Here is a 17,814-nt window from a genome sequence, read left to right as displayed (position 1 = left end):
AATCCGGGCCTCGTTGTCTCTATGTAACTGGACAGGATCACTATGCCGGCTTCATTCGTTCATCTACGCCTGCACACTGAATACTCCCTGGTCGACGGGCTGGTGCGGATCAAGCCGCTGGTCAAGGCGCTGACCGCCATGAACATGCCGGCGGTCGCGGTCACCGACCAGAACAACATGTGTTCCCTGGTCAAGTTCTATAAAAACGCCATGGGCGCCGGCATCAAGCCGATCTGCGGCGCCGACCTGTGGCTGGCGAACAAGGACCCGGATGCACCGCTGAGCCGCCTCAGCCTGCTGGTGATGAACGCTCAGGGTTATCGCAATCTCACCGAATTGATCTCGCGTGGCTTCATCGAAGGCCAGCGCAACGGCATGGTCATCGTCGAGCGCGAATGGGTGGCCGAGGCCAACGAAGGTTTGATCATGCTGTCCGCCGCCAAAGAAGGCGAGATCGGCATGGCCATGATCGGCGGCAATCCGGCGGAAGCCGAAGCGCTGGCGCGCGAGTGGATGGCGGTGTTCCCGGATCGCTTCTATCTGGAAATCCAGCGCACCAACCGCCCCAACGATGAAGAACAGCTGCACGGCGCCGTGGCACTGGCCGACAAGCTTGGCGCACCGCTGGTGGCGACCAACGATGTGCGTTTCATCAAGCAGGAAGACTTCGCCGCCCACGAAACTCGTGTGTGCATCGGTGAGGGCCGCGCCCTCGATGACCCGCGTCGTTCGAAGAATTACAGCGATCAGCAATACCTGAAAAGCGCCGAGGAAATGCTCGAGCTGTTCAGCGATATTCCCGACGCCATCGAAAACACCGTCGAGATCGCCAAGCGCTGCAACATCGAAGTGAAGCTGGGCACACACTTCCTGCCCAACTTCCCGATTCCCGATGGCATGACCATCGACGAATATTTCCGCAAGGTCTCCTTCGAAGGTCTCGAAGAACGCTTGGCTGTGCTGCTGCCCAAAGACACCACCGAAGACTACGAAGCCAAGCGTCAGGTCTACGTCGACCGCTTGAATTTCGAGCTGGATATCATCATCCAGATGGGCTTCCCCGGTTACTTCCTGATCGTGATGGACTTTATCCAGTGGGCCAAGAACAACGGCGTGCCGGTAGGTCCGGGCCGTGGGTCGGGTGCCGGTTCGCTGGTGGCTTACGTACAGAAGATCACCGACCTCGACCCGCTGGAATATGACCTGCTGTTCGAACGTTTCCTCAACCCGGAACGGGTCTCCATGCCCGACTTCGACGTCGACTTCTGCATGGACGGTCGTGACCGGGTGATCGATTACGTGGCCGAGAAATACGGCCGCAACGCGGTGAGCCAGATCATCACCTTCGGTTCCATGGCCGCCAAGGCTGTGGTCCGTGACGTGGCGCGGGTGCAGGGCAAGTCCTATGGCCTGGCGGATCGTCTGTCGAAGATGATTCCGTTCGAAGTCGGCATGACCCTGGAAAAAGCCTACGAACAGGAAGAAATCCTGCGCGACTTCATCAAGGTCGATGAAGAAGCGGCGGAAATCTGGGAGATGGCGCGCAAGCTTGAGGGCGTGGTGCGTAACGTCGGCAAGCACGCCGGTGGTGTGGTGATCGCGCCGACCAAACTCACCGACTTCTCGCCGATCTATTGCGACGAGGCCGGTGACGGTCTGGTGACCCAGTTCGACAAGGACGACGTTGAGGCCGCCGGTCTGGTGAAGTTCGACTTCCTCGGCCTGCGTACCCTGACGATCATCGACTGGGCGCTGAAAACCATCAACCGTGACCGCGCCAAGGTCAACGAGCCGCCGCTCGATATCGCCTTTATCCCGCTCGACGACAAGCCGACCTACCAGTTGCTGCAAAAAGCCGAAACCACGGCGGTGTTCCAGCTTGAATCCCGGGGCATGAAAGAGCTGATCAAAAAGCTCAAGCCCGACTGCCTGGAAGACTTGATCGCACTCGTTGCACTGTTCCGTCCCGGTCCGCTGCAATCGGGCATGGTGGACGACTTCATCAACCGTAAGCACGGTCGCGCCGAACTGGCCTATCCGCACTCGGACTACCAGTACGACGGCCTCAAGCCGGTACTGGCGCCGACTTACGGCATCATCCTGTATCAGGAACAGGTGATGCAGATTGCCCAGGTCATGGCCGGTTACACCCTCGGCGGTGCGGACATGCTGCGTCGGGCGATGGGTAAGAAAAAGCCCGAAGAAATGGCCAAGCAGCGCGGCGGCTTCATCGAGGGTTGCGCGACCAACGGCATCGACGCGGATCTTGCCGGTAACATTTTCGACCTGGTGGAGAAATTCGCCGGTTACGGCTTCAACAAGTCCCACTCCGCCGCTTACGGCCTGGTGTCGTACCAGACCGCTTGGCTGAAAGCTCACTACCCGGCGCCGTTCATGGCCGCGGTACTTTCGGCGGATATGCACAACACCGACAAGGTCGTGACCTTGATCGAGGAAGTGCGGACGATGAAGCTGCGCCTCGACGCGCCGGACGTGAACACTTCGGAGTTCAAGTTCACGGTGAACGACGACGGCCGCATCGTTTACGGCCTCGGCGCGATCAAAGGCGTCGGTGAAGGTCCGGTGGAAGCGATCACCGAAGCGCGTCAGGCCGGTCCGTTCAAGGATCTGTTCGATTTCTGCGCGCGGGTCGACCTCAAGCGCATCAACAAACGAACTCTTGATGGCTTGATTCGCAGCGGCGCGCTGGATCGCCTCGGCCCGTATTTCCACGACGAACAAAAGGCCTATCAAGCCAACATCGACCGTAACCGCGCGGTACTGCTGGCGGCGATGGAAGAAGCGATCAAGGCGGCCGAGCAGACCGCGCGGACTCACGACTCTGGCCACGCCGACCTGTTTGGTGGCTTGTTCGTCGAAGAAGACGCCGACGTTTACGCGTCTCATCGCAAAGCCAAGGAACTGACCCTCAAGGAACGCCTCAAGGGTGAAAAAGACACCCTGGGCCTGTACCTGACCGGTCACCCGATCGACGAATACGAAGGCGAAATCCGCCGCTTCGCCCGTCAGCGCATCATCGACCTGAAACCGGCGCGCGACACGCAAACGGTGGCGGGGATGATCATTGCCCTGCGGGTGATGAAGAACAAGAAGGGCGACAAGATGGGCTTCATCACCCTCGACGACCGCTCCGGACGGATCGAGGCGTCGCTGTTTGCCGATGCGTTCCATTCGGCGCAGTCGCTGCTGCAGACCGACGCGATGGTGGTGGTCGAAGGCGAGGTCAGCAACGACGACTTCTCCGGCGGCCTGCGCCTGCGGGTCAAGCGCGTGATGAGCATGGAAGATGCGCGGACCAATCTGGCCGAGAGCCTGCGCCTGAAGCTGCACACCCAGGATCTCAAAGGCGATCAGCTACGCTGGTTGGGCGAACTGCTCAAGCGTCATCGCGGCGCGTGCCCGGTGACCATGGAGTACACCAGCCCGGATGCGAAGACCTTGCTGCAGTTCGGCGAGACCTGGCGGATCGACCCGGCGGATACCTTGATTCAAGCCCTGCGTGACCAGTTCGGGCGAGACAACGTCTTCCTCCAATACCGTTGACCGGCAAGTGCCATCATTGCGCTTGCCCACAACCTGAATTTTTAATCTCGACCTCAGCGCGCCTCTCCCTTAAGGTAGGGCGCGAATAGACAACCGGCCGGCCCAAGCTCACTTGGGACACGACCCAAGACGGACGCCTATGAACCCGAATTTTCTAGATTTCGAACAGCCGATCGCCGACCTGCAAGCCAAGATCGAAGAGTTGCGCTTGGTCGGTAATGACAATTCGCTGAATATCGGCGATGAGATCTCCCGCCTGCAGGACAAGAGCAAGACGCTGACCGAAGACATCTTCGGCAAGCTGACCAGCTGGCAGATCGCACGTCTGGCGCGTCACCCGAAACGCCCGTACACCCTCGATTACATCGAGCACATCTTCACCGAGTTCGACGAACTGCACGGCGACCGTCACTTCTCCGACGACGCTGCCATCGTTGGCGGTATCGCCCGTCTGGAAGACCAGCCAGTGATGATCATCGGCCACCAGAAGGGCCGTGAAGTGCGTGAGAAAGTTCGCCGCAACTTCGGTATGCCGCGTCCGGAAGGCTACCGCAAGGCCTGCCGTCTGATGGAGATGGCCGAGCGCTTCAAGATGCCTATCCTGACCTTCATCGACACCCCGGGTGCCTACCCTGGCATCGACGCTGAAGAGCGCAACCAGAGCGAAGCGATTGCCTGGAACCTGCGGGTGATGGCGCGTCTGAAGACTCCGATCATCGCCACTGTAATTGGTGAAGGTGGTTCCGGCGGCGCACTGGCCATCGGCGTCTGCGATCAATTGAACATGCTGCAATATTCGACCTACGCGGTGATCTCGCCGGAAGGTTGCGCATCGATCCTGTGGAAGACCGCCGAGAAAGCACCGGATGCCGCTGAAGCAATGGGCATCACCGCTGAGCGTTTGAAAGGCCTGGGTATCGTCGACAAAGTGATCAGCGAGCCACTGGGCGGCGCCCACCGTGATCCGGCTGCTGCCGCCGCTTCGATCCGCTCCGAACTGAGCTCGCAACTGGCGATGCTCAAGCAGTTCGATAACGAAGCGCTGCTCAAGCGCCGTTACGATCGCCTGATGAGCTACGGTCTCTAATCAGACGCGTGCTATCACTGTGGGAGCGAGCCTGCTCGCGAAACCGGTATGACAGTCGACGAAATTGTTGAATGTCAAATCACTTTCGCGAGCAGGCTCGCTCCCACAGAGGACCAGGCAAAGGTGCAGATATGGGCCAGTCCCCGATTGATTTGCCATCCCGTCTTCTGCTGAACCTTGAGCCTTGGCGCCACGCCGCTCACTGGCGCATCGCCTTCTCCGGTGGCCTCGATTCCACCGTCCTCCTGCATCTGCTCGCCACTCTGGCGAACACCGAATCCCTCCCTGCGCTCAGCGCCATTCATATCCACCACGGCCTTCAGGCTGCGGCCGATGCATGGCCGCAACATTGCCAGGCCGTCTGTAATGCGCTGGGCGTGCCGTTGCAAGTGAAGCGGGTGACTGTAAAGGGCGGGGCGAGCCTGGAGCGGGCGGCGCGGGATGCGCGTTATGCCGCGTTCAGTTCGCTGACGCAGACCAATGACGTGTTGCTGACTGGCCAGCACCGCGATGACCAAGCGGAAACGCTGCTGTTTCGGCTGTTGCGCGGTACCGGTGTACGCGGGCTCGGGGCGATGCCGCAGCAGCGTCCAGTGGGGCAGGGCACGCTGGTTCGACCGTTGCTGGATGTCAGCCGTGCTGAGCTGGAAGGTTATGCACAGGCGCATCAGTTGCGCTGGATCGAAGACCCGTCGAACCAGGACCGGCAGTTTTCGCGCAACTATCTGCGCCATCAAGTCATGCCGGTCCTCACCGAACGCTGGCCGCAAGCGCAGGCCAGCATGGCGCGCACGGCTGCGCATCTGCGTGAGGCGCAGGGCTTGCTCGATGAGCTGGCGCAGATTGATCTCGCACAAGCCGAAACGCCCCATGAATTCGCTTGGCTGGGTGTGCCATCTCTGGAGCTGACATCATTGAGGGCATTGTCTGACGCGCGCCAGCGAAATGCCCTCAGCCACTGGCTCGAACCATTGACCCGGCTGCCAGATGCTGACCATTGGTCGGGTTGGACAACACTGTGCAATGCCGGCGCCGACGCTTCTCCGATCTGGCGTTTGGCCGACGGAGAGCTGCACCGCAGCGGCGGTCGCGTCTGGTGGCTGAGCGGCAATTGGTTGGGCGCGCCAGTGATCGGCGCCGACTGGCAGACCCCGACTTCAGCGCTACGCTTGCCGGATAACGGACGCGTCGTGCTCCACGGGCATGCTCCAGCCGGGCCTTTGCGTATTGCCTATCGGCAAGGCGGTGAGGTCATGCAACTGGCCGAGCGCGGCAGCCGTGATCTCAAGCGTCTGCTCAACGAGCGCGCGGTCCCGGCCTTCGTGCGTGGCAGATTGCCGCTGCTGTTTCGTGGCGAAGAATTGCTCGCCGTGGCGAACCTGCCGGGTCTTGCTGGTCAGATGGACGAAGGCTGGACATTGCACTGGCAGCCAACAGACGAAGATCAAGGTTTGAGCTGAAAGGAGCATTCCGGTAGACTACGCTCCCTTCTTGATACAACTTCTGTGGATTCGCCTGAATTGCAGGAGTTGCCGATTACCAAGCAGTCTTTGCTGGGCGATTCCAAAAAATGTGTAGCGAGCAACGTACCGGTGTTTCATCTGCCGGTCTGTCACAACGCGGCGGTTTTTTCGAAAGGTGCACTGTGATTAATGCAGGTGATCGGGGGCTTCGGCCTTCCTTCGCTTTCCCCGGCGGCTCGTTCCGCTTTAACGCAGACTTCTAGGGTTTTTCATGACGCGCTACATATTCGTCACGGGCGGTGTTGTTTCTTCATTGGGGAAAGGCATTGCCTCGGCTTCATTGGCGGCTATCCTGGAGGCGCGGGGGCTTAAGGTCACCATGCTGAAGCTGGATCCGTACATCAACGTCGATCCAGGCACCATGAGTCCGTTCCAGCACGGTGAAGTATTCGTCACCCACGACGGCGCCGAGACCGATCTGGATCTGGGGCACTACGAGCGGTTCATCCGCACGACCATGACCCAGAACAACAACTTCACCACCGGCCGTGTCTACGAGCACGTGCTGCGCAAAGAGCGCCGTGGCGACTACCTGGGTGCAACCATCCAGGTGATCCCGCACATCACCGACGAAATCAAGCGCCGCATCATCAAAGGTGCCGGTGACGCTGACGTGGCGATGGTTGAAATCGGTGGCACCGTCGGTGACATCGAGTCGCAACCATTCCTCGAAGCCATCCGCCAGTTGCGTTTTGAAGTCGGCGCCAAGCGCGCGATGCTGATGCACCTGACGCTGGTGCCGTACATCGCCACCGCTGGCGAAACCAAGACCAAACCGACCCAGCACTCCGTCAAGGAACTGCGCTCGATCGGTCTGCAGCCAGACGTGCTGGTGTGCCGCTCCGATCACCCGATCGATGTGTCCTCGCGTCGCAAGATCGCGCAATTCACCAACGTTGAAGAGCGTGCGGTAATCGCGCTGGAAGACGCCGATACCATCTACAAGATCCCGGGCATCCTGCACTCGCAGGGCCTGGACGATTTCGTCGTCGAGCGTTTCGGTCTGCAATGCGGCAGCGCCGATCTGTCCGAGTGGGACGCAGTGGTCGATGCCAAGCTGAACCCGGAACACGAAGTGACCATCGCCATGGTCGGCAAGTACATGGAGCTGCTCGACGCGTACAAGTCGCTGATCGAAGCGATGAGTCATGCTGGCATCAGCAACCGCACCAAGGTCAACCTGCGCTACATCGATTCCGAAGACATCGAGAACCAGGGCACTGCGCTGCTCGAAGGTGTTGATGCGATTCTGGTGCCGGGCGGCTTCGGTCTGCGTGGCGTTGAAGGCAAGATCACCGCTGTTCAGTACGCTCGCGAAAACAAGGTTCCGTACCTCGGCATCTGCCTCGGCATGCAAGTGGCGGTCATCGAATTCGCCCGTAACGTACTGGGCTGGAAAGACGCCAACTCCACCGAGTTCGATCGTGCCAGCGGCCATCCGGTGGTCGGTCTTATTACCGAGTGGGAAGACGCCACCGGCGCTGTCGAAGTACGTACCGAAGCGTCCGATCTGGGCGGCACCATGCGTCTCGGCGCACAGGATTGCCTGCTTGAGCCGGGCTCCAAAGTCCATGATTGCTACGGCAAGGACGTGATTGTCGAGCGTCACCGTCACCGTTACGAAGTGAACAACAACCTGCTGCCGCAGATCATCGAAGCCGGTCTGAAGATTTCCGGTCGCTCCGCCGATGCTGCGCTGGTCGAAGTGGTTGAAGCGCCGGATCATCCATGGTTCGTCGCCTGCCAGTTCCACCCTGAGTTCACCTCGACCCCACGCGACGGCCATCCGCTGTTCAGCGGTTTTGTCAAAGCCGCGTTGGCTCAACACCAGAAGAAGGCGTAACCCGATGGCACAGAAGATCATCCGCGTCGGCGACATCGAGATTGCCAACGACAAACCCATGGTGCTGTTCGGCGGCATGAACGTGCTGGAAAGCCGTGACATGGCCATGCAGGTTTGCGAAGAGTACGTGAAGGTCACCGAAAAACTCGGTATCCCTTACGTGTTCAAGGCCAGCTTCGACAAGGCCAACCGTTCTTCTGTGACTTCGTATCGCGGTCCTGGCCTGGAAGAGGGCATGCGCATCTTCCAGGACATCAAGCAAGCCTTCGGCGTGCCGATCATCACCGATGTCCACGAGCCGCATCAGGCCGCGGTCGTCGCTGAAGTCTGCGACATCATTCAGCTGCCGGCCTTCCTGTCGCGCCAGACCGATCTCGTTGTCGCGATGGCCAAGACCAATGCCGTGATCAACATCAAGAAAGCCCAGTTCCTCGCGCCTCAGGAAATGAAACACATCCTGAACAAGTGCGTGGAAGCCGGTAACGATCAGTTGATCCTCTGCGAGCGTGGTTCGAGCTTCGGCTACAACAACCTCGTGGTCGACATGCTCGGCTTCGGCATCATGAAACAGTTCGAATACCCGGTGTTCTTCGACGTGACCCACTCGTTGCAAATGCCTGGCGGTCGTTCCGACTCCGCCGGCGGTCGCCGCGCGCAGGTCACCGATCTGGCCAAGGCCGGCATGAGCCAGTCGCTGGCGGGTCTGTTCCTCGAAGCGCATCCGGATCCGGACAACGCCAAATGCGACGGCCCTTGCGCCTTGCGTCTGGACAAACTGGAGCCATTCCTGGCCCAGCTCAAGGCTCTGGACGAACTGGTGAAGAGTTTTCCGACGGTAGAAACCGCGTAACGCTCGATTCTCCGGTAAAGTACCGCACGATTTGTCGCTCATGCCCTCGGGCGTGAGCGTTGTCGTCTGCAAGTCTGCCCGCTGTACTTCGCTTGCCGACGATAAAGATTTCCTCTAGCTGCGTCGTTTTCGTCAACTTTGGAGTGTTTACAACAATGGCAAAAATCGTCGACATCAAAGGTCGTGAAGTTCTCGACTCCCGTGGCAATCCCACCGTGGAAGCGGACGTGCTTCTCGACAACGGCATCATCGGCAGCGCCTGCGCGCCGTCCGGTGCATCCACTGGCTCGCGTGAAGCGCTCGAGCTGCGTGATGGCGACAAGAGCCGTTACCTGGGCAAGGGCGTGCTCAAGGCGGTAGCCAACATCAACGGTCCGATCCGCGATCTGCTGCTGGGCACCGACCCGAGCGACCAGAAAGCCCTCGACCAAGCGATGATCAAGCTCGACGGTACCGAAAACAAGGCGACCCTGGGCGCCAACGCCATCCTCGCCGTGTCCCTGGCTGCGGCCAAGGCGGCTGCGCAGGATCAGGATCTGCCGCTGTACGCACACATCGCCAACCTCAACGGCACCCCGGGTGTGTACTCGATGCCGGTCCCGATGATGAACATCATCAACGGTGGCGAGCACGCCGATAACAACGTCGACATCCAGGAATTCATGGTGCAGCCGGTCGGCGCCAAGTCGTTCTCGGAAGGTCTGCGCATGGGCACCGAGATTTTCCATCACTTGAAAGCTGTGCTGAAGGCCCGTGGCCTGAGCACCGCCGTTGGTGACGAAGGCGGTTTCGCACCGAACCTGGCTTCCAACGAAGACGCGCTGAAAGTGATCTCCGAAGCCGTGGCCAACGCCGGTTACAAGCTGGGCACCGACGTGACCCTGGCGCTGGACTGCGCCGCGAGCGAGTTCTACGAAGACGGCAAGTACAACCTGTCCGGCGAAGGCCAGGTGTTCACTGCTGAAGGTTTCGCCGACTACCTCAAAGGTCTGACCGAGCGTTACCCGATCATCTCCATCGAAGACGGTCTGGACGAGTCCGACTGGGCCGGCTGGAAAATCCTCACCGACAAGATCGGCGAGAAGACCCAACTGGTGGGCGACGACCTGTTCGTGACCAATACCAAGATCCTGAAAGAAGGCATCGATAAAAAGATCGCCAACTCGATCCTGATCAAGTTCAACCAGATCGGCACCCTGACCGAAACCCTGGAAGCCATCCAGATGGCCAAGGCTGCCGGCTACACCGCAGTGATCTCGCACCGCTCCGGCGAAACCGAAGATTCGACCATTGCCGACCTGGCTGTGGGCACCTCGGCTGGCCAGATCAAGACCGGTTCGCTGTGCCGCTCCGACCGCGTTTCCAAGTACAACCAACTGCTGCGTATCGAAGAGCAGTTGAACGGCAAGGCCCAGTACAACGGCCGTGCCGAGTTCCGCGGTTAAGCGCAACCTGATCAAAGGACACCGGATTGTGTCGGAAAAGTCGTGACAGCGATGGATTTGCCACTAATCTGATGCCTTAAGCACAAGCCTGGATCTTTCCAGGCTTCGTGCTATCAGATGCTGCAACATTATGCGTGGCTGTCTTTTTTCACTGGATACCTGATATTCGATGCGCAGTCCTTACTGGTTGTTTCTTGTTTTGCTCTTGCTGCTGGCCGGTCTGCAGTACCGCCTGTGGGTGGGCAATGGCAGTCTGGCGCAGGTCGCCGAGCTGAAACAGCAGATCGCCGAACAACATGCCGAGAACGAAGGCCTGTTGGAGCGCAACCGGGTGATGGACGCGGAAGTCAGCGAATTGAAAAAAGGCATGGAGACCGTTGAAGAGCGGGCTCGTCACGAACTGGGCATGGTCAAGGACGGCGAAACCCTTTACCAGTTGGCCCAATGATCGATTCCCTGCCGGCCTTCTGGGCCGTGATTCCTGCCGCGGGCGTCGGTGCCCGAATGGCCGCGGACCGTCCCAAGCAATATCTGCAACTGGGCGGGCGCACAATTCTCGAACACAGCCTCGGCTGTTTCCTCGATCACCCGAGCCTTAAGGGCCTGGTGGTCAGTCTTGCTGTTGACGATCCCTATTGGCCGAATCTGGCTTGCGTCAGCGATCCACGCATTCAGCGGGTCGGCGGCGGGGCGGAGCGTTCTGCTTCGGTGCTCAATGCCTTGCTGCATCTGCATGCGCAAGGTGCCGACGATGACGATTGGGTGCTGGTGCACGATGCGGCCCGGCCAAATCTGAGTCGCGATGATCTCGACAAGTTGCTTGCCGAACTCGCGGATGACCCGGTCGGTGGTCTGTTGGCGGTGCCCGCTCGCGACACGCTCAAACGCATTGATAAAAACGGTCGTGTGGTTGAAACGGTGGACCGCAGTGTGATCTGGCAGGCGTATACGCCGCAGATGTTTCGCCTCGGCGCGTTGCATCGAGCGTTGGCCGATAGCCTGGTTGCGGATGCCGTGATCACCGATGAAGCTTCTGCGATGGAATGGGCCGGTCTGGCACCGCGTCTGATCGAAGGGCGGGCGGATAACCTCAAGGTGACCCGGCCGGAAGATCTGGAGTGGTTGCGCCAGCGTTGGGCGAATCGCCGCTGAGATTTGGGGTCGCTGTGGCATTGCCTTCGCGAGCAGGCTCGCTCCCACAGAGGGAATGCATTCAGCTGTCGAACTCGGTCAATTGTGGGAGCGAGCCTGCTCGCGAAAACGGTCGCACAGGCAACCAATAACTCAAAGTTTGTACTCCGGCCTTTCAGCCAGTCCCACCTTCAAATAATCCACCAACTTGCGCACCTTCGGCGACAGATGCCGCTGCTGCGGATACAACGCCCACACCGCCGTATTCGGCGGCTGATGCGCCTCCAGCAAGGAAATCAGCGCGCCACTGTGCAGATGCTCGAGCACGTAATAGTCCGGCAACTGACACAACCCGACGCCCTGAAGCGCCGCATCCAGCACCGCTTGCCCACTATTGCAACGCCAGTTGCCTTGCACCCGCTGGGAAAATTCCCTGCCGTTCTGTTCCAGTTGCCATATATCCGAACTGCCGATCAGGCAATTGTGTCGACTCAACTCCGACAAACTGTGTGGGCGTCCGTACCGTTCCAGGTAGGACGGCGATGCGCACAGGTACATTCTCCGTGGTGCCAGACGTGTCGCGACCAAGCGCGAATCCTGTAACCGACCCAGACGGATCGCCAGGTCCAGCCCTTCATGCACCAGATCCAGTTGGCGATTGCTCAGCTCTATATCGATGCGCAACTGCGGGTACAGCCCCATGAAGCGAGTCACCAGCGGCACGATAAAACGTTCGCCGTAGGCCACCGCGCAGGTCATGCGCAGCATGCCTTTCGGTTCGCTGGTCAGATCACCTACCGCGCGCAAGGCTTCTTCGCGACCGTCCTGCAGGCGCTGGCAATGCTGCAGAAAAGTCTGCCCGGCTTCGGTCAACGTAACTCGCCGGGTGCTGCGGTAGAGCAGTCGCGTCTGCAGACGCTCTTCGAGCCGTACGATTTGTCGACTGATGTGTGAGGAAGAAACCCCAAGACGCTCGGCAGCGGCGGTGAATTGATTGCATTCGGCGACGGCAACGAACTCATCGATGCCTTCCCAGCGGTTTTCCGACACTTTGATTATCCCTATATGGCAATAATGTTTTGCTTTGGTCCGGATTATTCCTCAGGACGCGCTGAACTACACTGTCTGTCTGCTTTTATATTTACTGGATTCATTGGAGAGTCAGCATGATCAAGTCGCGCGCCGCCGTTGCCTTTGAGGCCAAGAAGCCGCTGGAAATCGTAGAAGTCGATGTCGCCATGCCCAAGGCCGGTGAAGTATTGCTGCGCGTCGTCGCTTCCGGGGTTTGCCACACCGATGCCTACACCTTGTCCGGCGCAGACCCGGAAGGCATCTTCCCGTCGATCCTCGGCCATGAAGGTGGCGCCATCGTTGAAGCGATCGGCGAAGGCGTGACTTCGGTCGCCGTCGGCGATCACGTCATTCCGCTGTACACCCCGGAATGCGGCCAGTGCAAATTCTGCAAGTCGGGCAAGACCAACCTCTGCCAGGCGATTCGCGCCACCCAAGGCAAGGGCCTGATGCCGGATGGCACTTCGCGCTTTTCCTACAAGGGCGAAACGATTTTCCACTACATGGGCACTTCGACGTTTTCGGAGTACACCGTACTGCCGGAAATTTCCGTAGCGAAGATCTCCAAAGACGCGCCGCTGGAAAAGGTCTGCCTGCTCGGTTGCGGCGTCACCACCGGTATCGGCGCCGTGCTCAACACCGCCAAGGTCAAGCCGGGTGACACCGTGGCCATCTTCGGTCTCGGCGGTATCGGCTTGTCGGCCGTGATCGGCGCGGTGAAAGCCAAGGCTGCGCGGATCATCGCCATCGACATCAATCCAGCCAAGTTCGAAATCGCCAAACAACTCGGTGCCACCGATTGCGTGAATCCGAAAGACTTTGATCGTCCGATCCAGGAAGTAATCGTCGACATGACCGATGGCGGCGTCGACTTCTCCTTCGAGTGCATCGGCAATGTGCAACTGATGCGCGCTGCGCTTGAGTGCTGCCACAAAGGCTGGGGCGAGTCGGTCATCATCGGTGTCGCCGGTGCCGGCCAGGAAATCGCTACCCGTCCGTTCCAGTTAGTCACCGGTCGCGTCTGGCGCGGTTCGGCGTTCGGCGGCGTGCGTGGCCGTACTGAATTGCCAAGCTACGTCGACATGGCCCAGAGCGGCGAAATCCCGCTGGATACCTTCATCACCCACACCATGGGCCTGGAAGATATCAACAAGGCGTTCGACCTGATGCACGAAGGCAAGAGCATCCGCACAGTCATTCATTTCTAAGGAGCAGCGGCAAGCTACAAGCCACAAGCTGCAAGCAGGCGCAATTGCCTCTTGCAGCTTGAAGCTCGCATCTTGCGGCTGAAGTGCTATGAATCTGGAAAACATTTCCTGTCAGAAGAGTTTTGGTGGCTGGCACAAGCGTTATCGCCATCGCTCCGAAGTGCTTGATTGCGACATGGTCTTTGCCGTGTACCTGCCGCCACAAGCGGAGCAGGGCGGCAAGCTGCCGGTGTTGTACTGGTTGTCAGGCCTGACCTGCACCGATGAGAACTTCATGCAGAAGGCCGGTGCGATGCGCATGGCTGCCGAGCTCGGGTTGATCATCGTCGCCCCGGATACCAGTCCGCGTGGCGCGGATGTCCCGGATGATGCCGACAAAGCTTGGGATTTCGGTCTCGGCGCCGGGTTTTATCTGAACGCCACGCAGGAACCGTGGGCGCGGCACTATCAGATGCATGACTATGTCGTGCAGGAACTGCCTGCTCTGGTCGAAGCGCATTTCCCCGCTTCCGACAAACGCAGTATCAGCGGTCACTCCATGGGCGGCCACGGCGCATTGGTCTGCGCGCTGCGCAATCCCGGGCGTTTTCAGTCAGTGTCGGCGTTCTCGCCGATTACCCATCCAATCGATTGCCCGTGGGGTCAGAAGGCCTTTTCCAACTATTTGGGCGAAGACCGTTCGAAGTGGAAGGAGTGGGACGCCTGTGTGCTGATCGCGGAGGCGACGGAGAAGTTGCCGTTGCTGGTCGATCAAGGTGATCGTGACGATTTCCTCGCCACGCAATTGAAACCCGAGGCCCTGCAACACGCCGCAAAACAAGCGGGGCATCCGCTGGAGCTGCGCCTGCAACCGGGCTACGACCACAGCTATTTCTTCATCTCAAGCTTCATTGACGACCACTTGCAGCATCACGCACGCGCTCTGCGCGGTTAATGCAGGTAGAATCACGCCCTGACAAAAATCGGGGCGTTTTTTTATGCGTATTGGCCACGGCTACGATGTGCACCGTTTCGCTGAAGGCGATTTCATTACTCTGGGCGGCGTGCAGATTGCACACAGCTTCGGGCTGCTCGCTCATTCCGACGGTGACGTCCTGCTGCACGCCTTGAGCGATGCCTTGCTCGGCGCGGCGGCGCTGGGTGATATCGGCAAACACTTCCCGGACACCGATCCGCAATTCAAGGGCGCCGACAGCCGTGTGCTGTTGCGTCATGTGGTCAGTCTGATCCACGCCAAGGGCTGGAAAGTCGGCAACGTCGACAACACCATCGTTGCCCAGGCGCCAAAAATGGCGCCGCATATCGAATCGATGCGCGCGCTGATCGCGGCGGATCTTCAAGTTGAGTTGGATCAAGTGAACGTCAAAGCTACCACCACCGAAAAGCTTGGCTTTGTCGGTCGCGAAGAAGGCATCGCCGTGCACTCCGTTGCCTTGTTGCTGCGCGCATGAATGAACTGCAATTACTCGGCTCACGGGCCTATGGCGAACCCCTCGGCACAGCGGTACTGAAAGCCATCGCCGAAGATTTCCAGGTCGATGAAGTGCTGGATATTCCGTTCAGCGGTGACGGCGAACACCTGTGGATCTGGGTGGAAAAGCGCGGCCTCAATACCGAAGAAGCGGCGCGGCGTATTGCCAAGGCAGCCGGCGTGCCGTTGCGTACCGTCAGCTATGCCGGGCTGAAGGACCGTCAGGCCCTGACCCGACAGTGGTTCAGCGTGCAGTTGCCGGGCAAGGCCGATCCGGATCTGTCGGCCGCGGAAAACGACACGCTGAAGATCCTCAAGACCACGCGCCACAAGCGCAAGCTGCAACGCGGTGCGCATTCGGCCAACGGTTTCACCCTGCGCCTGACGCAATTCAATGGCGACAAAGATGCGATTGAACAGCGGCTGCAACTGATCGCCAAACAAGGCATCCCCAATTATTTCGGCGCCCAGCGCTTCGGCCATGACGGCGGCAACGTTGTCGATGCCCGGGCGTGGGCGGCGCGCAAGGCTTTGCCGGAACAGCGCAATGTGCGTTCGCGGTTGCTGTCGACGGCGCGTAGCTTTCTGTTCAACCAGGTGCTCGCGGCGCGCGTCGCCGATGGCACCTGGAACACCGCGCTGGTTGGCGATCTGCTGGCCTTCACCGACAGCCGCAGTTTTTTCCCGGCCGGTGAAGCCGAATGCAGCGACCCGCGTCTGGCGATTCTCGACCTGCACCCGACCGGTCCGCAGTGGGGCGAAGGTGACTCGCCCACCGCTGGCGCAGTCCATGAACTGGAGCAGGCGATCGCCGCCCGCGAAGCGGATCTGCGTGACTGGTTGATCCACGCCGGCATGAGCCATGAACGTCGCATCCTGCGGCTGCCCATTGGCGGGTTGACGTGGCATTATCCCCAACCTGACATTCTGCAACTGGAATTCGTCCTCCCGGCCGGATGCTTTGCCACCGTATTGGTGCGCGAGCTCGTTGATCTGGTGCCGGTGGGGCAGACGGACAGCCCATGCGTATTCTGATTTCTAACGACGATGGGGTAACCGCGCCCGGTCTCGCCGCGCTTTATGCTGCGCTGGCGGATTACACCGAATGCGTGGTTATCGCCCCGGAGCAGGACAAAAGCGGCGCCAGCAGTTCGCTGACGCTCGACCGTCCGCTGCACCCGCAATACCTGGCCAACGGCTTTATCAGCCTCAACGGCACACCGACCGATTGCATTCACCTGGGCCTTAACGGCTTGCTTGAGCGCGAAGCGGACATGGTGGTATCCGGCATTAATCTGGGCGCCAATCTTGGTGACGACGTGCTGTATTCCGGAACCGTGGCGGCAGCGCTGGAAGGACGATTTCTCGAGCGCCCATCGTTTGCCTTCTCCCTGGTCTCGCGTCAGGTGGACAATCTGCCGACTGCGGCCTACTTTGCGCGCAAACTGGTCGAGGCCCACGCCGGGCTGGATCTGCCGCCGCGCACGGTGCTCAACGTGAACATTCCCAATCTGCCCATCGATCACATCCGTGGCATTCAGTTGACCCGCCTCGGTCATCGCGCCCGCGCGGCGGCGCCGATGAAAGTGGTCGATCCGCGCGGCAAGGCCGGTTACTGGATTGCCGCTGCCGGCGACGCTGAAGACGGCGGCCCGGGCACCGATTTTCATGCCGTGATGCAAGGTTATGTGTCCATCACACCGTTGCAGCTCGATCGCACCTTCAATGATGCCTTCAGAAGTCTGGATGGCTGGCTGGGAGGGCTGAGCTGATGCGCGAACACGACGACCGCCTGCGCAGCGGCATAGGCATGACCTCCCAACGTACGCGCGAACGCCTGATCCAGCGTCTATATGAAGAAGGCGTGTCGAACGCCAAAGTCCTGGAAGTGATCCGCCGCACGCCGCGTCATCTGTTTGTCGACGAGGCGCTGGCGCATCGCGCTTATGAAGACACCGCGCTGCCGATCGGCAACAACCAGACCATTTCCCAGCCTTATATGGTGGCGCGCATGAGCGAGCTGCTGCTGGAGGCCGGCCCGCTGGATAAGGTGTTGGAGATCGGCACCGGTTCCGGCTACCAGACGGCGGTGTTGTCGCAACTGGTCGAACGGGTGTTTTCGGTCGAACGCATCAAGGTGCTGCAGGACCGCGCCAAGGAGCGTCTGGTCGAGTTGAACCTGCGCAACGTGGTGTTTCGCTGGGGCGATGGTTGGGAGGGCTGGCCGGCGCTGGCCCCATACAACGGCATCATCGTCACCGCCGTTGCCACCGATGTACCGCAAGCTTTGCTCGATCAACTGGCCCCCGGTGGGCGCATGGTGATTCCGGTCGGCTCCGGTGAAGTGCAACAACTGATGCTGATCGTGCGCGAAGAACATGGCTTTTCCCGACACGTTCTGGGCGCTGTGCGTTTCGTGCCGTTGCTCAACGGGCCGCTGGCCTGAGCATTTGCGAGCAGGCGCTGAATTCCTTTCAACGGCGCCGGTCTTACACCGGCAGCCAGAGTTTAAACGCAGCGTACTTGCCCCTGGCAAACGTGTGCGTCCGGTGATTTCGCTTCATTAAAGGTAAAGCCGGTTCGGCCCGTTATACTTGCGACACCTCATGCCGCAATGCGGC

Annotated in this window: 15 protein-coding genes; 14 read left to right on the top strand and 1 reads right to left on the bottom strand. The window is 59.9% G+C overall.

Features of this window, described 5'->3' with window-relative positions; translation table 11 throughout:
* The first annotated feature begins 42 nt into the window (after nucleotides 1–42).
* From dnaE to ispD, 8 genes are all read left to right on the top strand, one after another.
* Entirely contained in the window at nucleotides 43–3,564 is a 3,522-nt protein-coding gene (dnaE, locus tag AC0Z5Z_RS09080; protein ID WP_122747625.1) for a DNA polymerase III subunit alpha, read from the top strand.
* 139 nt (nucleotides 3,565–3,703) lie between these two features.
* Nucleotides 3,704–4,651: an acetyl-CoA carboxylase carboxyltransferase subunit alpha gene (locus tag AC0Z5Z_RS09075; protein WP_485610970.1), complete on the top strand. Its 948-nt coding sequence runs from the start codon at nucleotides 3,704–3,706 to the stop codon at nucleotides 4,649–4,651.
* Nucleotides 4,652–4,782: 131 nt separating this feature from the next.
* Nucleotides 4,783–6,111 carry a tRNA lysidine(34) synthetase TilS gene (tilS, locus tag AC0Z5Z_RS09070; protein ID WP_485610969.1) on the top strand — a complete coding sequence of 443 codons (1,329 nt, stop codon included), beginning with the start codon at nucleotides 4,783–4,785 and terminating at the stop codon, nucleotides 6,109–6,111.
* Between the two features lie 274 nt (nucleotides 6,112–6,385).
* The gene (gene pyrG / locus AC0Z5Z_RS09065) at nucleotides 6,386–8,017 is read left to right on the top strand and encodes a CTP synthase (RefSeq protein WP_016771462.1); all 1,632 of its coding nucleotides are present in this window, start codon (nucleotides 6,386–6,388) and stop codon (nucleotides 8,015–8,017) included.
* Between the two features lie 4 nt (nucleotides 8,018–8,021).
* Complete coding sequence (gene kdsA, locus AC0Z5Z_RS09060) at nucleotides 8,022–8,867, top strand: 3-deoxy-8-phosphooctulonate synthase (protein WP_041478122.1); 846 nt, start codon at nucleotides 8,022–8,024, stop codon at nucleotides 8,865–8,867.
* Nucleotides 8,868–9,022: 155 nt separating this feature from the next.
* The gene (gene eno, locus AC0Z5Z_RS09055; protein ID WP_056783223.1) at nucleotides 9,023–10,312 is read left to right on the top strand and encodes a phosphopyruvate hydratase; all 1,290 of its coding nucleotides are present in this window, start codon (nucleotides 9,023–9,025) and stop codon (nucleotides 10,310–10,312) included.
* A 169-nt stretch (nucleotides 10,313–10,481) separates the two neighbouring features.
* Entirely contained in the window at nucleotides 10,482–10,760 is a 279-nt protein-coding gene (ftsB, locus tag AC0Z5Z_RS09050; protein ID WP_016771460.1) for a cell division protein FtsB, read from the top strand.
* Nucleotides 10,757–11,464, top strand: coding sequence for a 2-C-methyl-D-erythritol 4-phosphate cytidylyltransferase (gene ispD / locus AC0Z5Z_RS09045; protein ID WP_150636327.1), 708 nt, complete (start codon nucleotides 10,757–10,759; stop codon nucleotides 11,462–11,464). Before ftsB ends, ispD begins: the two co-directional genes overlap by 4 nt.
* Nucleotides 11,465–11,596: 132 nt before the next feature.
* On the opposite strand, the gene AC0Z5Z_RS09040 is transcribed toward ispD, so the two are convergent.
* Nucleotides 11,597–12,493 carry a LysR family transcriptional regulator gene (locus tag AC0Z5Z_RS09040; protein ID WP_056783227.1) on the bottom strand — a complete coding sequence of 299 codons (897 nt, stop codon included), beginning with the start codon at nucleotides 12,491–12,493 and terminating at the stop codon, nucleotides 11,597–11,599.
* A 116-nt stretch (nucleotides 12,494–12,609) separates the two neighbouring features.
* On the opposite strand from AC0Z5Z_RS09040, the gene AC0Z5Z_RS09035 reads away from it, so the two are divergent.
* From AC0Z5Z_RS09035 to AC0Z5Z_RS09010, 6 genes are all read left to right on the top strand, one after another.
* Nucleotides 12,610–13,722 (top strand): S-(hydroxymethyl)glutathione dehydrogenase/class III alcohol dehydrogenase, encoded by a 1,113-nt coding sequence (locus AC0Z5Z_RS09035; protein WP_007908835.1) that lies wholly within the window; start codon nucleotides 12,610–12,612, stop codon nucleotides 13,720–13,722.
* Between the two features lie 88 nt (nucleotides 13,723–13,810).
* Nucleotides 13,811–14,656, top strand: a complete 846-nt coding sequence (fghA, locus tag AC0Z5Z_RS09030) for an S-formylglutathione hydrolase (protein ID WP_305382311.1) — start codon at nucleotides 13,811–13,813, stop codon at nucleotides 14,654–14,656.
* A gap of 43 nt (nucleotides 14,657–14,699) precedes the next feature.
* Nucleotides 14,700–15,173 (top strand): 2-C-methyl-D-erythritol 2,4-cyclodiphosphate synthase, encoded by a 474-nt coding sequence (ispF, locus tag AC0Z5Z_RS09025; RefSeq protein ID WP_016771456.1) that lies wholly within the window; start codon nucleotides 14,700–14,702, stop codon nucleotides 15,171–15,173.
* On the top strand, nucleotides 15,170–16,228 hold the full coding sequence (gene truD / locus AC0Z5Z_RS09020; protein WP_305382313.1) for a tRNA pseudouridine(13) synthase TruD: 1,059 nt from the start codon (nucleotides 15,170–15,172) through the stop codon (nucleotides 16,226–16,228). The genes ispF and truD overlap by 4 nt, the downstream gene beginning before the upstream one ends.
* A complete protein-coding gene (gene surE / locus AC0Z5Z_RS09015) occupies nucleotides 16,216–16,965 on the top strand; it encodes a 5'/3'-nucleotidase SurE (RefSeq protein WP_024011837.1) in 750 nt (249 codons plus the stop codon). The genes truD and surE overlap by 13 nt, the downstream gene beginning before the upstream one ends.
* A 38-nt stretch (nucleotides 16,966–17,003) precedes the next feature.
* Nucleotides 17,004–17,639 carry a protein-L-isoaspartate(D-aspartate) O-methyltransferase gene (locus tag AC0Z5Z_RS09010; protein WP_160768345.1) on the top strand — a complete coding sequence of 212 codons (636 nt, stop codon included), beginning with the start codon at nucleotides 17,004–17,006 and terminating at the stop codon, nucleotides 17,637–17,639.
* Nucleotides 17,640–17,814: the final 175 nt, after the last annotated feature.

It is taken from the genome of Pseudomonas sp. 1L-E-NC-VB-C3, from assembly GCF_057291535.1.
This window is presented reverse-complemented; position numbering and strand designations above follow the sequence as displayed.